The organism is Arthrobacter sp. E70 (assembly GCF_058266945.1).
Genome location: NZ_JBYQFR010000007.1, coordinates 105,402 through 121,399, shown reverse-complemented (window position 1 = coordinate 121,399; position 15,998 = coordinate 105,402). Strand labels below are relative to the sequence as shown.

Sequence of the window (15,998 nt, the reverse complement as noted above, 5' to 3'; positions counted from 1 at the left end):
CCGGGCCGCCGCTACCGTGCCTCCGGCCGGGCCGTATGGTGCTCGATCAGCCATCCGGCCATTTGCTGCGCGCGCTTAGCAGCCTGCAGGTCGCCGCCAGTGGCCGAAATGATCGAACCCTTCATCAGGATCTGCCAGGAACGGGCGAACTCGTCGGGGCTTGTCAGTTCCGCTTCCTCCGCCAGCGCCTTAACATGCCCGCGCAGCTTTGCCAGATAATCGATGCTGGCCCGGCCCAGCGGATGGGAGGGTCCCATCTCCAGCAGAACGTGGATGAAAGTACTCCCCTCGAAGTCCTCGCGCTGGAACCACTCCCCCAGCACGTCGAAAATCGCCAGCAGGCGCTCAACCGGAGTCCTTCCACGGCGACGCGCCTGGGTCACGATCGCTTCGACGGTCCAGAGCTTGTCCCGCTGCTCCAGGAATGCCAGGACAAGCGAGTCCTTGGAGGGGAAGTGCCTGTAGAAGGTGGCCTTGGCTACGCCTGAGCGCTCAATGAGCTCATTGACGCCCACATCACGGATTCCCCGGCGTGAGAACAGGTCGTAGGCCACCGCCAGGATCCGCTCCACAGAGTTGGTGTGGCTTTCCGGCGCCACCATTTCCGAAGATGCGGAGGACAACGGGACCTTCGCCTCTGTACTCATAGAACGTGAGTCTACTCCCGGGGGAGACAGACTGGTCTTTCCCGCTGTAGTGTTGACCACGCGCAGTGCTCTCAAACGCCGCGGAGGCCAACCATCGGCCGCTTCGGATTGGTGCAAGGAGGCCCCGATGACAGCAGAGCGGATGTTCCAGACCGTGCCCTCGGATCCTGATCCCTGGATGTCCACCGAGACGCCGGCCGAGATCCGGCAGTTCGCCATCGAGTCGCTCCGATGGCAGGCGCAGGAAATCATCGATGAACTGCTGTGCAGCAAGGACCCGGCCGACGAACCCGTCCGGAACCGCCTCCGCCTTTGCGTCGCCCGCAATCCCGGCCGCCCGGAACGCGCGCTCCTCGAACAGCTCATGACCAGCCGCGAGAGGCCCGGCATCTAGGCCAGCCCTGCATTTAGGCCAGCCCTGCGTCCAGCCCTGGCCTGCCTCCGGGCCAACGGGGGCCCGCTCCGCAGCTAGGAACTCAGCGGCATGTTGTCGATCAGCCGCACCGGGCCCACCTTCGCGGCGATCAGTGCCAGCGCTTCTCCCCGGAAGGGCGTTTCCCTGCAGTTCTCGGCCAGCGGTTCCAGGCTGCCCGGATCCACCACGTCGAAATAGTCCAACGCCACCAGGGGCTGGGACTCGATCATTGCCTGGGCGGAATCGAGGTCCAGCGGCTCGTGCGCGTTGGCCCGTTCCTCCAGCAGCCGCAATGCCCGGGACAGGACCAGCGCCGCTTCCCGCTCTTCCCCTGACAGGAACCTGTTGCGGCTGGACAGGGCCAGGCCGTCGTCCGAACGCACGGTGGGCACGCCCACTATTTCCACCGGAAAATTCAGGTCTGCCGCCATACGCCGCACCAGCGCCAGCTGCTGGGCGTCCTTCTGTCCGAAATAGGCCCGGTACGCGGGCAGGGCAGCCCCGCCATCCCCGTCGCGACCCTCGGGAAGGCCCGCCGCGGGCATGCCATAGTGCAGCAGTTTGGCCACCACGGTCAGTGCCCCATCGAAGTGGCCCGGCCGGGAGGCCCCCTCCCACTTCTCCCCGAGCCGGCCCGAGGTGACCCGGACCAGTGGTTGGCCGCCCGGATACACCTCCTCCACGGAGGGCGCGAAGACCAGGTCCACGCCCTGTTCCTCCAACAGAGCCAGGTCCGCCTCCAGGGTCCTCGGGTAGCGGTCCAGGTCCACGGCATCGCCGAACTGGAGGGGGTTGACGAAGATGCTTGCCACCACCACGTCATTGTGTTCGACGGCGGTGCGCGCCAGGGCGGCATGGCCTTCATGGAGTGCGCCCATGGTGGGCACCAGCCCCTGCGAGACGCCCTGACGGGAACGGAGGAGGCGGGCGCTCTCTGCCTTCAGGCCGGCCACTGTGGTGACGAGTTGAATGGACATTCAGTCTTCCTTCGGATCGAGGGCCTCGTGCAAACCTTGCAGCTGGTCGGGTTTCAGCAGCCCGCGCCCTTCAGCCCGCCGGGCCGTGGCGCGCGCCATCGCAAGGTAGGCTTCGAGCACGTCACCGCGCCCGCCGCCGTCGTACTCCCGCAACGCCTCCGCGTGGGCGCGCACCGTTCCCACGTCGCCGCGGGCCACCGGCCCGGTCAGGGCGGACTCGCCCGAGGCCAGCGCGTTCTCCAGCGTTGCGCGCAGCAGCGGACCCAGCATGCGCTCGGGCAGCTCCACGCCCACTTCGCGCAGCAACTGCGATGACTGGGCCACCAGGGTGACCAGGTGGTTGGAACCGTGCGCCAGCGCCGCGTGGTAGAGGGTCCGGTCGGCCTCGGCGATGACCACCGGCTCGGCGCCCATCTCCACCACCAGCGCCTGAGCGATGGGAAGCATCGCCGCGTCAGCGGTCACCCCGAACGTGCAGTCGAGCAGGCGCGTCAGGTCCAGGCTCATGCCGGTGAATGTCATGGCCGGGTGCAGTGCCAGGGGAACAGCCCCCGCGGCACGGACCGGGCGCAGCACGCCCACGCCGAACCGGCCGGAGGTATGCGCAACCAGCTGGCCGGGCTGCCAGGCCCCCAGCTTCGCCAAGCCCTCCACGAGGTCCGGCAGGGCGTCGTCCGGCACGGCCAGCAGCACCAGTTCGGCCCGCTCCACAATGTCCTGGACCTCCAGGACGGGGACGCCGGGCAGCAGCGCCTCGGCCCGATCACGGCTGGCCTCGGATACCGCTGAGACCCCGACGACGGCATGCTCGGCTGCGCGCAAGGCAGCGCCAAGCACGGCGCCGACCCTTCCTGCGCCGATGATTCCGACGCCAAGGCGTCCGGGCTTAGCCATGCTGTGGGCCTTCCTGTTGCTGGTTGGTCGGGGCAGCGGGCGCGGTGCCCGCGACGGCCACGCCCGGGAGGCCCGGCGGGCCTTCCACTGCCGGCGGGACCACCTGCCGAAGCCATTGTTCCGTTGTCTGCCGCTTCCGGGCCAGCCGGGCGCGGGCGGCCTGGTCGTCGAAGAGCTGCCTCGCCTCATCCAGCCCTGCGTGGACCAGCCTCGGGGATACGGGTCCTGCCGTGGTGTGCAGGACCAGGTCCGCCACCCGGAAGCGGCGCGCCAGGGGGCCTTGGTGCAGTGCCATCGACTGCGTCCGCTGGTGCGGGACCACCACCAGCTCACGCCACCAGCGGCCCGAGCGGATCAACAGGGCCGTCCCGGTCGCCGTGAAACCGTTCCGGCGCCATGCCAGCGGTGCCAGCAGCCGGGCCCGGCGCGGCGTGGTGACGAATCCGCCGTCGGAATCCCTTCCGGCGAGTCCGGCCCCGAACACCGTGTCCGGTTGGGCGGTTCCGGGATCCGGCAGCACGAGCGCGAGGATGTTCAGGGCATCGGCGAGCTTGCCCACGGGCAGCAAGGTGGTCCTGGTGTTCCCCGCAGCCGCGCTCCCGGCTAAGCCGTACCCGGCCACGTTGACCTGCACCCGGTACCAGCCGAACGGACGCCACAGCGGTGGCTGGGCAATCTTCAGCGCCTGGATCCGGCCGGGCGGGAGCGTCTGGGCCTGGGTGTCCAGCAGCCCGTACCGCAGGCGGATCCCGTCGGGCGAGATGGCGGCGGTGAAGTTGTAGCCTTTGCTGAAAAGGTTCCAATAGTTGGCCGCGAGGCCCAGTGCTGCAGGAACCAGATAGAAGTAGAAGGCCCGGTTGTCCGTCACGGCGGACAGCACCACGGACGCGCCGCCGCCCAGCACCACGAAGAAGCTTTGCTCGCTCAGCAGCAGCGAACCGATAAGGCGCGACGGCGGCACGCTGAGTACCTGGTATTCCGGCGCCTCGGGTGCGTGGCTGCCGGGGTGCTCCGCTGCGGGAACGGCGCCTGAGGCCCGGGCGAGGATGGTGGCGCGAAGCCGGCGGGCGTCCTCGATCCGCAGGTAGGCCAGGCGCACCGCCGATTCCCCGGCGTCGGCCACCTCGAACTTGAGCTCGGCCAGGCCGAAGATACGGGCCAGCAGGGGCTGCTCGATGTCGATCGCCTGCACCCGGTCCAGCCGGGCCTGGCGGTGCTGGCGGAACAGCAGCCCGCTGTCCACCCGCACATAGCCTCCGGACACCTGGTACTTGGTGAAGTACCAGGTGAGGACGAAGCCCGCCACCGCCACGGCGAGCACAGCCCCGCCGCCCGCCAGGAGCCACGGGGCGCGCCGGGCCAGGCCCTCCTCGAAGATGGGCTGTCCCTGCAGGAGGCGTTCGAAGATGTCCCGGCCGAAGAAGAACACGATGGCGGCCAGCGCAACCCAGCCCCGCACAAACGGCGAGGCAGGGTGCACGCGCCGCCATTCGTCGTCGGGCGTTCCCAGCGCTTCCTGGCTGGCCGGTTTACTTGGCACCGCGGGCAGCTGGCCGTCAGCGGTCACAGCCCTGCCAGCCTGGCTTCGCCGCGCGCAGCCAGCTGCTCGCGGAGGCGTGCCCCCTCTGCTGCCGGCAGGCCGGGGATGCGTGCGTTGGTGCCGGGCGAGGCTGTGTGCAGCTTCAGCGTGCAGAGGCCAAGGCCGCGTTCCACGGGCCCCACCGCGATGTCGACGTACTGCATCCGGCCGTACGGCACGGCCATGGCGCGCTGGAAGAAGATGCCGCTCCTGATCAGGAGGTCGTCGTCGCGCTCCGCGTAGCCGATGGCGCGGACCTGCCGCGGAATCAACGCCAGCCGCCACAGCGCGACGACCAGCATCACGGCAGGCACGGCGATGGCAAGCCACAGCGGCGGCCAGGACCACCAGCCTAGAAGTACGAAAACCAGCGGAAGGGACAGGACCAGGATGGTGGCAAGGTTGGCAGCGGCCCACTCCACCAGCCGCACCGTCACATATTTGGGTGACACCCGCTGCCAGGCGATACCGGGCGGGTCAATCGCCTCGGTATGCATACTCGCCTTCCCCGGCGGCCTCACCACGTGCAGCGCGGCCCTTCTTCCCCTCCACGCCGGTGGCGTCTCCGTCCTCCGGGGGAATGCGGCAGAACCGCTCCACCACCAGGCCCACCACGATCATCACCAGGCCGCCGCCGGCCATGACCAGGGCCAGCCAGGTGATGCCCTGGTCGCTGCGCAGGCTCCAAATCCTCAGCTGGTCCAGGAAGATCCCCACATGCCAGCCCAGCAGCACGGTCCCCGCGTAGGCGCAGGCCTGCGCCAGGACGAGGGTCCGGGCGGCCAGAAGCGGGTCCAGCTGAGTCTTCTTCGCCTTACTCCCGGGCTTGTGGCTGTTGCGCCACCGCAGGACCCGGATCCCCAGGACCAGCGTGATGATGACGATCACGGCCATGGTGGCCAGCGCGGTGGGGGGCAGCACCGGCGTGGACATGCCGTAGCGGCTGGTGACCACCGTTGCCGACCAGCCCGCCACCGCGAGGATGACGCCGATCAGCATCAGGCGCAGCGGATTGACCGGTTTCATCGTTCCTCCACCGCTCCCGCCGTGGGCATGCCGTCGAAGTCGCCAAAACCATCAAACGGGGCAAGGTCGCCGAAATCGTCCGCCCGGGCCGCAAGGGCGCTGATGCGTTCACCATCCAGCGTGGCCGACGGCTCAATGAGTGACCACGGATAGAGGACGAAGGCGCGGGAAGCCGCTCGCGGGTGCGGGAGGGTGAGGCCGGGATCGTCGCTGCGGATGTCGCCGTAGGTGATGATGTCGACGTCGAGCGTCCGCGGCCCCCAGTGCACCTCCCTGACACGGTGGTGCTTGTTTTCCACCGCCTGGCAGTGGTCCAGCAGCTCCTGCGGGGACAGACAGGTTTCCACGGTGATGACCATGTTCAGGAAGTCCGGCTGCCCCGCGGGGCCGCCCACGGCCTTCGTCTGGACAACCGGCGAAACGGCAAGGAGACGGACTTCCGGAGGATCCACGAGGTCCGCCACGGCCTCGGTCAGGGTCTCGTTGCGTTCCCCGAGGTTGCTGCCCAGGGCCAGCACGGCCTTGGTGTAGATTCCGTTCATGAGCGCACCCCTGGTGCATCGCGATGGACGGTCACTGCGACGTCGCCGAACGGAACCTCAATGGGGGCCTGCGGCTTGTGCACTGTGACGTCCACTGCCAGGAGCGGGAACTCGCGGAGCAGGCTGTCGGCGATGCGCACAGCCAGTGCCTCGATAAGGTTCAGGGGTTCCCCAGAAATCCAGTCAGTAATACGCTGCGCCACCTCGCCATAGTGCGCGGTGTCCAGGACGTCGTCGGACTCCGCCGCCTTGGTGAAGTCGAGGTGTAGCACCGCATCCACCACAAAGGGCTGGCCCTCCCGGCGTTCGAAGTCAAACACACCGTGATGGCCAACGGCGGTCACACCGGTCAGCGTAATCCTGTCCATGGGGTCCCCCGGCCCTAGGTGGTTCTGGGTGCTTCGGAACTGGGTGCGGCAGCCTTGGGTGCTGCTCCCATGCGGGCCGCGACCTTCACGGCGTCGAGGCTGGAACCGACGTCGTGCACGCGCACGGCCCAGGCACCGCGGTAGGCGCTGATCGCCGTGATCGCAGCGGTGGCGCCGTCCCGTTCATCGGGAGCGGCAGACTTGCCGGCAACGGTCAGGAGCGTGCCAAGGAAACGCTTGCGGGAGGCAGCCACCAGGACCTTGTGGCCCAGGCTGTCCAGCTGGTCCAGGTTCTGGAGCAGTTCCCAGTTCTGCGCATCATTCTTGGCGAACCCCAGGCCCGGGTCGATGATGATCTGTTCCGGCCCGACGCCGGCTGCGTACAGCTTGTCGCGCACTCCTGCCAGCTCCGCCACCACTTCCCCGGCCACGTCCGTGTACTCGGCGAGCGAGTTCATCGTCCTGGCGTCCCCGCGGCGGTGCGTGAGGACGTAGGGCGCCTTGGACGCTGCCACGAGCTCCACCATCTCGGGTTCGATGGTCAGCCCGGAGACGTCGTTGATGATGGCCGCACCGGCCTTCAGTGCAGCGGCTGCGGTGGAGGCATGCGTGGTGTCGATGCTGACCAGGGCTCCGGCCTTCACCAGCGCCTCGATCACCGGCAGCACGCGCCGCTGCTCTTCGTCCGGGGTGACGTCGTCTGCTCCCGGGCGGGTGGATTCACCGCCCACGTCAATGATGTCGGCGCCCGCATAGAACATGCGCAGGCCGGCTGCGATGGCGGTGTCCGCCGTCGCGTGCTTGCCGCCGTCGCTGAAGGAATCGGGCGTGACGTTCAGGATCCCCATGACCAGGGTGCGGTCGGTGGGGAGGTCCTGGAAACGCGCCGCCGGGCGCGGCTTGCGCAGGATGGGCAACGGCGAGGTTGCGGGCCCCGTTCCGGGGGCTGCAGCGAGTGAGTCCATGGTCTGTGGTTACCTTCCGAGGATGAGGCTCATGGCTTCGGCACGGGTGGCCGGGTCATGAAGCTGCCCGCGGACCGCGCTGGTGACGGTCTTCGCTCCGGGCTTGCGGATACCGCGCATCGACATGCACATGTGTTCGCATTCAACAACGACGATGGCGCCCCGGGGCTTAAGGTGGCGAACCATCGCTTCGACGATCTCAGTGGTCAGGCGCTCCTGCACCTGCGGGCGGCGGGCGTAGATATCCACCAGCCGGGCCAGCTTGCTGAGCCCTGTGACCCGGCCGTCATGTGACGGAATGTAGCCCACATGGGCCACCCCGTGGAACGGCACCAGGTGGTGCTCGCAGGTGGAGTAGAACGGGATGTCCTTGACCAGGACCAGCTCTTCGTGGTCCAGGTCAAAGGTGGTGGACAGGACGTCGGCGGGGTCGTGGTGCAGCCCGGCAAACACCTCGGCGTAGGCCTTGGCCACCCGCTTCGGGGTGTCAATCAGGCCGCCGCGGTCCGGATCCTCGCCAATAGCCAGAAGGATCTCGCGGACAGCCGCTTCAATCCTTGGCTTGTCCACTTTGCCGGCTTTGGGATGGGGGGAACCGACCTCCGCCAGGGATCCGGCGGAGGCGGAAACGTCGTCGTCGTCGAAGGAATTCACAGGGAAAGCTTAGCCGCGAAGGGTGTCAGGACCCGACTCGGGGGTCCCTCCCCGGAACGGGGCATCCTCGGAAACGCCCTGCGCGTGCGGGGGCTGGGCGTCCAGCGGCTCGTCCAGCCTGGCCCTCTTGGCCTCTTCCTGGGCTTCGCGTTCAGCCCGCTCCTGGCGGGTCTCCACGGGGCCTGCAAGGACCGGGCGGGTCTCCTTGGACAGCCACACTTCGCGGAAGTCGCGCTTGCGGACGTCGCGGAAGATGTCGGCGATTTCGGCCTGGTTAAGGGTCTCGCGTTCCAGCAGTTCCAGGGCGAGGAGGTCCAGGATGTCGCGGTTTTCCGTGAGGATGGCGTACGCCTCGTCATGGGCCTGGTCGATCAGGCGGCGCACTTCCTCATCCACCACATAGGCGATCTGGTCGGAGTAGTTGCGCTCGTGACCGGCGTCCCGGCCCAGGAAGGGTTCGCCACCGCCCTGGCCGAGGCGGACAGCACCAACGCGTTCGCTCATGCCGTACTCGGTGACCATCTTGCGCGCGGTGCCGGTGGCCTTTTCGATGTCATTGGAGGCGCCGGTGGACGGATCGTGGAACACGATCTCCTCGGCAACGCGCCCGCCCATGGCGTAGGCCATCTGGTCCAGGAGCTCGTTGCGGGTGACGGAGTACTTGTCGTTCTCCGGAACCACCATGGTGTAGCCCAGGGCGCGGCCGCGGGGAAGGATGGTGATCTTGGTGACCGGCGCGGAGTTCCGCAACGCGGCGGCAACAAGCGCGTGGCCGCCCTCGTGGTACGCGGTGATCTTGCGCTCGTGCTCCTTCATGACGCGGCTTCGCTTCTGCGGGCCCGCCATGACGCGGTCGATCGCCTCGTCCAGGGCACGGTCGTCGATCAGGTTGGCGTTGGAGCGGGCCGTCAGCAGCGCCGCCTCGTTGAGGACGTTGGCGAGATCCGCGCCGGTGTACCCGGGAGTCTTCTTCGCAACGGCTTTGAGGTCCACGCCGGGCGCCATCGGCTTGCCCTTGGCGTGCACCTGCAGGATCTGGTCGCGGCCGATCAGGTCCGGTGCCTCCACGGAGACCTGGCGGTCGAAACGGCCGGGACGCAGCAGCGCCGGGTCCAGGACATCGGGCCGGTTGGTGGCGGCGATCAGGATGACGTTGGTCTTGACGTCGAAGCCGTCCATTTCCACCAGCAGCTGGTTCAGGGTCTGCTCGCGTTCGTCGTTGCCGCCGCCGATGCCGGCGCCGCGGTGGCGGCCTACGGCGTCGATTTCATCCACGAAGATGATGGCCGGGGAGTTCGCCTTGGCCTGTTCGAAGAGGTCGCGGACGCGGGAGGCGCCGACGCCGACGAACATTTCCACGAAGTCCGAGCCCGAGATGGAGAAGAAGGGGACGCCCGCTTCACCGGCAACCGCACGGGCCAGCAGGGTCTTACCGGTACCCGGAGGGCCGTACAGCAGCACGCCCTTGGGGATCTTGGCACCAACCGCCTGGAACTTTGCCGGTTCCTGCAGGAATTCCTTGATCTCCTGCAGTTCCTCCACTGCTTCGTCGGCACCCGCGACATCGGCGAAGGTCACCTGCGGCATGTCCTTGCTGACCATCTTGGCCTTGGACTTGCCGAACTGCATGATCTTGGAGCCGCCACCCTGCATGCGGGTCATCAGGAACCAGAAGAGGGCGCCGAGCAGGATGACGGGGATCAGCAGGGACAGCAGGCCGGAGAACCAGTTGCTCTCGATCGGCTGGTCGGTGAAGCCCTGGGCCGGCTTGGCGTCGGTGACAGCCTTCACCACGTCCTGGGCGCGGGCATCCACGAAGAAGAACTGGACGCTCTTGCCTTTGTCCTGCCCGTCCAGGTTCAGGTTGTCCTTCAGCGTGAGGTCAACGCGGTTCTCGCCGTCGAAGATCTTCGCCTGCTCCACCTTGTTGCCGGAGAGCAGTTCCAGGCCCTTGTCGGTATCGATCCGTGACGCACCGCCGGGGGCGAGCGTTGCAAAAGCCACCAGGAGCAGACCGACCACGACGACGATCCAGATGCCCGGGCCTTTGAAGAAGTTCTTAGCTTTCATCTGTTCGGGGGCTGGCCCCGTCCCTTCCGGTAGTGCTGCACGGCGAGTAGTCTGCGCGCGTGATGGTGCTGCGTCAGCTTCTAGCTATACACCGTCCGGAGTACATCACGCATAGTGAAAAGCAAAAGTTCCCTTTGGGCGTAGCGCTTTAAGACGGCGTCACGGCCTCGCCGGCGCCACGTCCCCCGGCGCAGCGACGGACCCCCGGCTGACCAGCGGACACTCCAGGAGGACCGGCTCCGGGACCGGGCCGGTGGTGCCGGCTTCAATCACGTCGATGAGCCTGTCCGCCGCCCAGGCGCCCATGGCATAGTGCGGCAGGGCCACGGTGGTCAGCCCCGGGTGCAGGTTGGCGGCGATCAGTTCCTGGTCATCGAAGCCCACAATGGACAGGTCTCCGGGAATGGCCAGGCCGCGCTCGGCCGCGGCGCGGTACGCCCCCATGGCCATGCGGTCGTTGTAGCAGAACAGGCCCGACGGCGGGTTGTCGCCGTCGAGGATCCGGCCGGCAGCAGCGTATCCCCCGTCCGCATCGGACGACCCCGTGACGACAGGTGCGGAGCCGCCGTCCACTCCGGCGCGGGTCAGCGTCTCCCGGAAACCCTGCAGGCGCAGGTGCGTTGAGGGAACATCCTCGGTGTTGTTCAGGAACCCAATCCGGGTGTGGCCGGCGGCGAGCAGGGCTTCAACCGCGGCCGCCGCCCCGCCGTATTCGTCCGGCACTACGGCCGGGAATCCGCCATCCGCGGTGACCGCGTCCACCAGGACTGCCGGGACCCTGCCCAGGTTGGCCGGGGGCTGCAGGCGGCGGTGGTACATGGTGGCGTAAAGGATCCCGTCCACCTGGCGTTCCAACAGCGACTCGACGTCCGCGTCACGCAGGTCCGGGCCGGCCGCGCCTGACGTATTGATGAGCATCAGTGTGTAGCCGCGGGCCCGGGCGGCCTGGTCTGCGCCGAGGATCATCCGGCCGGCATGCGGCGTGGTGGCCACGTCCTCGCTGACCAGGCCAAGGACGCCGGACCTGCGGCTGCGCAGGGCCTGCGCCAGGCGGTTGGGGCCGTAGCCCAGTTCGGCGGCAGCCGCCTTCACTTTGTCCCGGGTCTCCGGGCTGACCCTGGCATAGGACACGTCATTGAGGACATGGGAGACCGTGGTGGCAGACACCCCGGCGGCCCGTGCCACGTCCTTGATGCCGACGTTCCTGGGCAAATCGTTGGGCGGCACGATGGTGCGGCGCAGCCTACTCGTAGACGTGGGGGGCGAGGGTGCCCACGAAGTCCAGGTTGCGGTACTTCTCGGCGTAGTCCAGGCCGTAGCCCACCACGAACTCGTTGGGGATGTCGTAGCCGACGTACTTGACGTCGATCTCCACCTTGGCGGCCGTCGGCTTGCGGAAAGCGGTGCAGATCTCCACCGATGCCGTGCCGCGGGATTCAAGGTTGGTCTTCAGCCAGGACAGGGTGAGGCCGGAGTCGATGATGTCCTCGACGATCAGCACGTCCTTGCCCATCAGGTCGGTGTCCAGGTCCTTCAGGATGCGCACCACCCCGGACGACTGGGTGCCGGAGCCGTAGGAGGAGACGGCCATCCAGTCCATGGAGATGTGGCTGTGCAGCGCGCGCGCAAGGTCCGCCATGACCATCACGGCACCCTTGAGGACGCCCACAATGAGGATCTCGCGGCCTTCGTAGTCCTTGTCGATCTCCGCAGCGAGTTCTGCGATGCGCTGCTGGATCTGTTCCTTGGTGTAGAGAACGTGCTTGAGGTCTGCCTGGACGTCGTTTGAATCCACCAATGGCTCCTGTTTAGATGCGGGGGTGCGACTATTTTGCGGGCGGCTTGTGCGGCCGGAATACTAGCTTCCCACAGCGCGCCCGTTCACGGGGAACGGATCCGGGGCTCTCCGGCGTCCCCGGCTGCGCGCCGGGCTTTGATCCTTCCAGCTGGGCCAGCGACAACCGGTACACGCTGACGCCCCCGGGAAGCTCCACCGGCCCTGCAGATCCCTGCCGGCGCAGCAGCGCTTCCGCCGCCAAAAGGCGCCGGTAACTGGGCTGCTGCCCGCCGGCGTCGGCCGCTGCCTTGGCAATGACCCGGAACCTGATGGCCGGGGCCAGGGCGCGCAGCGCCTCCTCGGGAAGGCCCAGTTCCCTGTCGTCCCGCTCCACGAGGGACGCGTACGTGCTTTCCGCCACATCCTCCAGGTAGTCGGCGTCCAGCTGCAGGATGGCGGCGGTCCGGGCCAGCGATTCGGCGACTCCGGGACCCAGCTTTTCCTCGAGGTGCGGGAGGACTTCCACCCGCGTACGCGACCGTGCGTAGGCCGGGTCCTTGTTGGTGGGATCGTGCCACGGGTCCAACTCCTCCACCGCACAGATCTCCTCGGTATCCGCGCGGCGCAGGCCCAGGAAGGGGCGCAGCAGGAGGACATCCCCGGGGCTGACGCGGGCCGGCCGCATCCCGGCAAGCGAGCGGGTTCCGGAACCGCGGGCAAGGCCCAGGAGCACCTGCTCCGCCTGGTCGTCGAGGGTGTGCCCCAGCAGGACCGCACCGGCGTTCTGTTCCCTTGCCGCGGCTTCCAGGGCGGCATGCCGGGCTTCCCGGGCGGCGGCTTCCGGGCCCATCCCGGCACCGCCCACCGTGACGGTCCGGATGTCCACGGGTGCGAGGCCGAGTTCCTGCAGCGCCTGGGCGGTGCGGGCGGCGACCTCGGCGGAGCCGGCCTGCAGCTGGTGGTCCACCACCACCGCGCCCGCCGTCACGGGGTGGCCGTCCACATGGCCGCGGCGGGCGAAGTACGCTGCGATGGCGGCAAGCGCCAGGGAATCGGGGCCTCCGCTGCAGGCCACCACCACGTGCCGCGGGTACCCGGCCTGCGCCAACGCGTCACCCAGCATTTTCCGGGCGGTGCCGACGATGGGCGCAAGCCTGCCGGGCCGCCGTCGGCCGCTGCCGCGTGATGCGGGGACGTCCGATCCGCTGGCGGGCACGTGCTCGTCAGGCAATCAGAGCCCCATCCGCTCAAGCCACAGTTTGGCGTCGTGGATCTCGGGCTCGGTGGGCAGGTGGTCCGCGGACTCCCACACTTTGTTGAAGCCTTCCATGCCGGCCACGTCAACCACGGCCCGGACGAAGCGGGCGCCATCGGAGTATTGGCGCATCTTCGCGTCCAGGCCAAGGAGGCTGCGGATGAACTTTTCGATGACGCCGCGGTCCTTGCCGCGGTCGTTGAACCGCTGGCGGATGGTTTTAACGGACGGGATGATGCTGGCGTCGACGGCGTCCATCACGACGTTCGCATGCCCTTCGAGGAGGCTCATCACGGCGGTGAGATGCGAGATGGCTGCCTTTTCCTCGGGGTCCTGCAGCAGGTCCAGGATGGCGCCGCGGCCCGGAGTGTTTCCGTTGCCGGAGCGGTCCTTGAGGGAACGGGCGGCTGCCGAGGCGCGCTCCATCAGGGTGTCGACGTTGCCCAGCAGGTGGCCGCTGAGTTCATCGATCTGTTCCAGCATGTGGTGCCGCAGCCACGGTGCGGCAGCAAACTGCACGCGGTGCGTCTGCTCGTGCAGGCAGACCCAGAGCCGGAAGTCCTCCGGCGTGACGTTGAGTTCCCGCTCCACCGAGACGATGTTTGGAGCCACCAGCAGGAGCCTGCCGGCGGCGGGTGCCGTGGAGTTTTCTGCCAGCGCCGCGAAGGGATCGTACTGGCCCAGGACCTTGCTGGAGAGGAAGGCCAGGACGGCACCAAGCTGGCTGCCGGTGATGGCGCCACTGACGTTGGCGGCGGACGGGCTCAGCGTCCCGCGGCGGTTGTCCAGCATCTTCTGCATGGCGGGCTTCAGCATCACGGCGAAGCTCTGTGTGTTGGCCTTGGCCCAGGACGCCCGGTCCACCACCAGCACGGAGGAATCCCGAAGGTCCCGCGCCGCTTCCAGCCCTGTGATCTCATGGACGTGCGGAACAGAGGCGTCCGCGAGCCGGCGCAGGCTGTCCACGGCCTCCCCGATGGCAGCCTGGCTGAGCACCGGGCCGGCGGGAGCCAGCCGCGCTGCTGCCGACGCCGCGAGGTCCCAGTTGATCAGGGAAGGCGCAGCGTTGGATGGCGCTGCCGGTGACTGGCCCGTTGAGGACTTTTCCGTTGAAGGCAGCATCGGTGCGGACTCGCGTGAAGTGGACTCCATAGGTCCCATCAGAACACAGGAGGCTGGGGAACGGCTTTAAGTTCGCCCACCGGGGAACTGCCCGCTAGCGGCAGCCGCACCCGGCCAGCGCGGTGGCCGCCCGGTCCAGGGCCTCCTTGTTGCCGGCCGCGCCGGGGGTCAGCCCATTCCCGACGAACGAAAACACCAGAAGCCGCCCGTCGGCGTCAACGACATAGCCGCTCAGCGCCAGCACGGTGTTCAACGTCCCGGTCTTGGCCCGCACCAGACCAGCGCCGCCGGACGTAGTGGCATCCCCGTACCGCATATCCAGCGTGCCCGTGAGGCCCGCCACGGGAAACCCGTCCAGGGCGGCGCGGAGCCGGCTGTCCGTACCGGAGGCGATGGCCCGGACCGCCTCGGTGAGCTGCCGGGCGGACACCCGGTTTTCCATGGCCAGCCCGCAGACGTCCACGAGTTTCAGGGCGTCCACGGGGATGCCGGCCGCCGCCAGCTGGGCCGTGACCGCCCCAACTGCTGCATCGCTGCTTCCGGGCTGGCCGGAGGCCACCGCCGCCATCCGGCCCATGGTTTCGGCCAGGTAGTTGTCCGATACCTGCAGCATCAGGTCAACCTGCTCGGCCACCGTGGCCGAATCGACCTGCGCCAGGACGGCGGGGTGCACGGCCTGCTGGGGTGATGCGTGGGCTGTACGTTCGACGCCGGCCGCGACCGTCAGCCCTGCCCCGGCACCTGCGGCGCGAAGCCGCGCGGCGAACTGCTCCCCGGCGGCCATGGCGGCGTCCTGGGGCCGCGGACCCGTGGTGACGGCGGGGTCGAAGCGGGCCGAGTTGAGGGCCAGCGGGTACAGCGGCGCCACCTCCCCAGCCTCCACATCCCCTGCCTGCCAGGCGGGGTTGAGGGCGGGGCCGCTGAAGAGGGAATCATCCAGCAGCACCTTGATGCTGCCGGTGGTTCCCGCCGCCTGCAGGGTCTCCACCGTGCGGGCGGCAAGGGTGGCCAGGCCGGCATGGCCCATCGTTGACTGCGGCTGGGACTCCCCCGCAGCCAGCAGGACGTCGCCGCCGCCCACCAGCACCACCTGTCCGGGCTCCGGGCCAGGCACCACGCGGGTGCTGAAACGGTGGTCCGGCCCCAGCGTGCGCAGCGCGGCAACAGCCGTCAGCAGTTTCAGGTTCGACGCCGGCACCCGGTTTTCCGCGCCGCCGCGGTCAAAGAGGACCTGGCCGGTCAGCGCATCCTGGACAACGCCGGTGAACGTCCCGCCGCCGTCAGCCTTCAGCACCGGATCCACCTGGGCCGCCACGGCTGAGGCTACGGGCACCTGGGCCGAGGGCTTCAGGGGCGCCAGCCCCTGCGGGGCCGAAAGGGTGGCAGGAACCTGTTGCCAGGCGGGTGGCGAAGGGGCCGGCGCGGACGGTTCGGGGCCGACGAAGCCGGGCGCCACCAGCAGGGCTGCCGGGATGGCGAGGGCAACCAGGAGCAGGGTGGCGAGGGCCAGCGGCACCAACCTCCCGAGCACGGCGGGAAGGCCGCCGGAACGCTGCGCGGGCCGGGCGCGCCGGCGTTCCGGGCCGGTTGTTTTGGTCATGCTGGTGCTGGTCCTCAAGTCCTGAAATATCCCCACAAGTTCCTGATTCCAGGGCCTCTCGCTATATCCTCAATAATAGTCGGCGGCACCGACACTCCTTTTTGCCG

Annotated in this window: 17 protein-coding genes; 1 reads left to right on the top strand and 16 read right to left on the bottom strand. The window is 68.4% G+C overall.

Translation table 11 applies throughout. From position 1 onward, the window contains the following. Positions 1-11 precede the first annotated feature (11 nt). Positions 12-602: a TetR/AcrR family transcriptional regulator gene (locus AC3IMC_RS10710; protein WP_490918694.1), complete on the bottom strand. Its 591-nt coding sequence runs from the start codon at positions 600-602 to the stop codon at positions 12-14. Between the two features lie 172 nt (positions 603-774). On the opposite strand from AC3IMC_RS10710, the gene AC3IMC_RS10705 reads away from it, so the two are divergent. Beyond that, complete coding sequence (locus tag AC3IMC_RS10705) at positions 775-1,041, top strand: hypothetical protein (RefSeq protein WP_490918540.1); 267 nt, start codon at positions 775-777, stop codon at positions 1,039-1,041. A 74-nt stretch (positions 1,042-1,115) separates the two neighbouring features. Here AC3IMC_RS10705 and AC3IMC_RS10700 read toward each other — a convergent pair whose 3' ends face one another. The 15 genes from AC3IMC_RS10700 to dacB form a co-directional block, all read right to left on the bottom strand. Continuing rightward, positions 1,116-2,039: a 4-phosphopantoate--beta-alanine ligase gene (locus AC3IMC_RS10700; RefSeq protein WP_490918539.1), complete on the bottom strand. Its 924-nt coding sequence runs from the start codon at positions 2,037-2,039 to the stop codon at positions 1,116-1,118. Beyond that, positions 2,040-2,933, bottom strand: coding sequence for a Rossmann-like and DUF2520 domain-containing protein (locus AC3IMC_RS10695; protein WP_490918537.1), 894 nt, complete (start codon positions 2,931-2,933; stop codon positions 2,040-2,042). Next, positions 2,926-4,500, bottom strand: a complete 1,575-nt coding sequence (locus tag AC3IMC_RS10690) for a PH domain-containing protein (RefSeq protein WP_490918535.1) — start codon at positions 4,498-4,500, stop codon at positions 2,926-2,928. The genes AC3IMC_RS10695 and AC3IMC_RS10690 overlap by 8 nt, the downstream gene beginning before the upstream one ends. Beyond that, entirely contained in the window at positions 4,497-5,009 is a 513-nt protein-coding gene (locus AC3IMC_RS10685) for a PH domain-containing protein (protein ID WP_490918533.1), read from the bottom strand. The genes AC3IMC_RS10690 and AC3IMC_RS10685 overlap by 4 nt, the downstream gene beginning before the upstream one ends. Continuing rightward, on the bottom strand, positions 4,990-5,538 hold the full coding sequence (locus AC3IMC_RS10680; RefSeq protein WP_490918532.1) for a DUF3180 domain-containing protein: 549 nt from the start codon (positions 5,536-5,538) through the stop codon (positions 4,990-4,992). Before AC3IMC_RS10680 ends, AC3IMC_RS10685 begins: the two co-directional genes overlap by 20 nt. Then, a complete protein-coding gene (gene folK / locus AC3IMC_RS10675) occupies positions 5,535-6,080 on the bottom strand; it encodes a 2-amino-4-hydroxy-6-hydroxymethyldihydropteridine diphosphokinase (protein WP_490918530.1) in 546 nt (181 codons plus the stop codon). Before folK ends, AC3IMC_RS10680 begins: the two co-directional genes overlap by 4 nt. Beyond that, positions 6,077-6,448, bottom strand: a complete 372-nt coding sequence (folB, locus tag AC3IMC_RS10670; protein WP_490918529.1) for a dihydroneopterin aldolase — start codon at positions 6,446-6,448, stop codon at positions 6,077-6,079. The genes folK and folB overlap by 4 nt, the downstream gene beginning before the upstream one ends. 14 nt (positions 6,449-6,462) lie before the next feature. Next, positions 6,463-7,413, bottom strand: coding sequence for a dihydropteroate synthase (gene folP, locus AC3IMC_RS10665; RefSeq protein ID WP_490918528.1), 951 nt, complete (start codon positions 7,411-7,413; stop codon positions 6,463-6,465). A 9-nt stretch (positions 7,414-7,422) separates the two neighbouring features. Continuing rightward, on the bottom strand, positions 7,423-8,067 hold the full coding sequence (folE, locus tag AC3IMC_RS10660; protein WP_490918527.1) for a GTP cyclohydrolase I FolE: 645 nt from the start codon (positions 8,065-8,067) through the stop codon (positions 7,423-7,425). 9 nt (positions 8,068-8,076) lie between these two features. Then, the gene (gene ftsH / locus AC3IMC_RS10655) at positions 8,077-10,137 is read right to left on the bottom strand and encodes an ATP-dependent zinc metalloprotease FtsH (protein WP_490918526.1); all 2,061 of its coding nucleotides are present in this window, start codon (positions 10,135-10,137) and stop codon (positions 8,077-8,079) included. Positions 10,138-10,296: 159 nt separating this feature from the next. Beyond that, positions 10,297-11,364: a LacI family DNA-binding transcriptional regulator gene (locus tag AC3IMC_RS10650; protein ID WP_490918525.1), complete on the bottom strand. Its 1,068-nt coding sequence runs from the start codon at positions 11,362-11,364 to the stop codon at positions 10,297-10,299. A gap of 16 nt (positions 11,365-11,380) precedes the next feature. Further along, positions 11,381-11,932 carry a hypoxanthine phosphoribosyltransferase gene (gene hpt, locus AC3IMC_RS10645; protein WP_131132307.1) on the bottom strand — a complete coding sequence of 184 codons (552 nt, stop codon included), beginning with the start codon at positions 11,930-11,932 and terminating at the stop codon, positions 11,381-11,383. A gap of 31 nt (positions 11,933-11,963) precedes the next feature. Continuing rightward, complete coding sequence (gene tilS / locus AC3IMC_RS10640; protein WP_490918693.1) at positions 11,964-13,037, bottom strand: tRNA lysidine(34) synthetase TilS; 1,074 nt, start codon at positions 13,035-13,037, stop codon at positions 11,964-11,966. Positions 13,038-13,145: 108 nt separating this feature from the next. Continuing rightward, positions 13,146-14,291 (bottom strand): zinc-dependent metalloprotease, encoded by a 1,146-nt coding sequence (locus tag AC3IMC_RS10635; protein WP_490918692.1) that lies wholly within the window; start codon positions 14,289-14,291, stop codon positions 13,146-13,148. 94 nt (positions 14,292-14,385) lie between these two features. After that, complete coding sequence (gene dacB / locus AC3IMC_RS10630) at positions 14,386-15,891, bottom strand: D-alanyl-D-alanine carboxypeptidase/D-alanyl-D-alanine endopeptidase (RefSeq protein ID WP_490918524.1); 1,506 nt, start codon at positions 15,889-15,891, stop codon at positions 14,386-14,388. Positions 15,892-15,998: the final 107 nt, after the last annotated feature.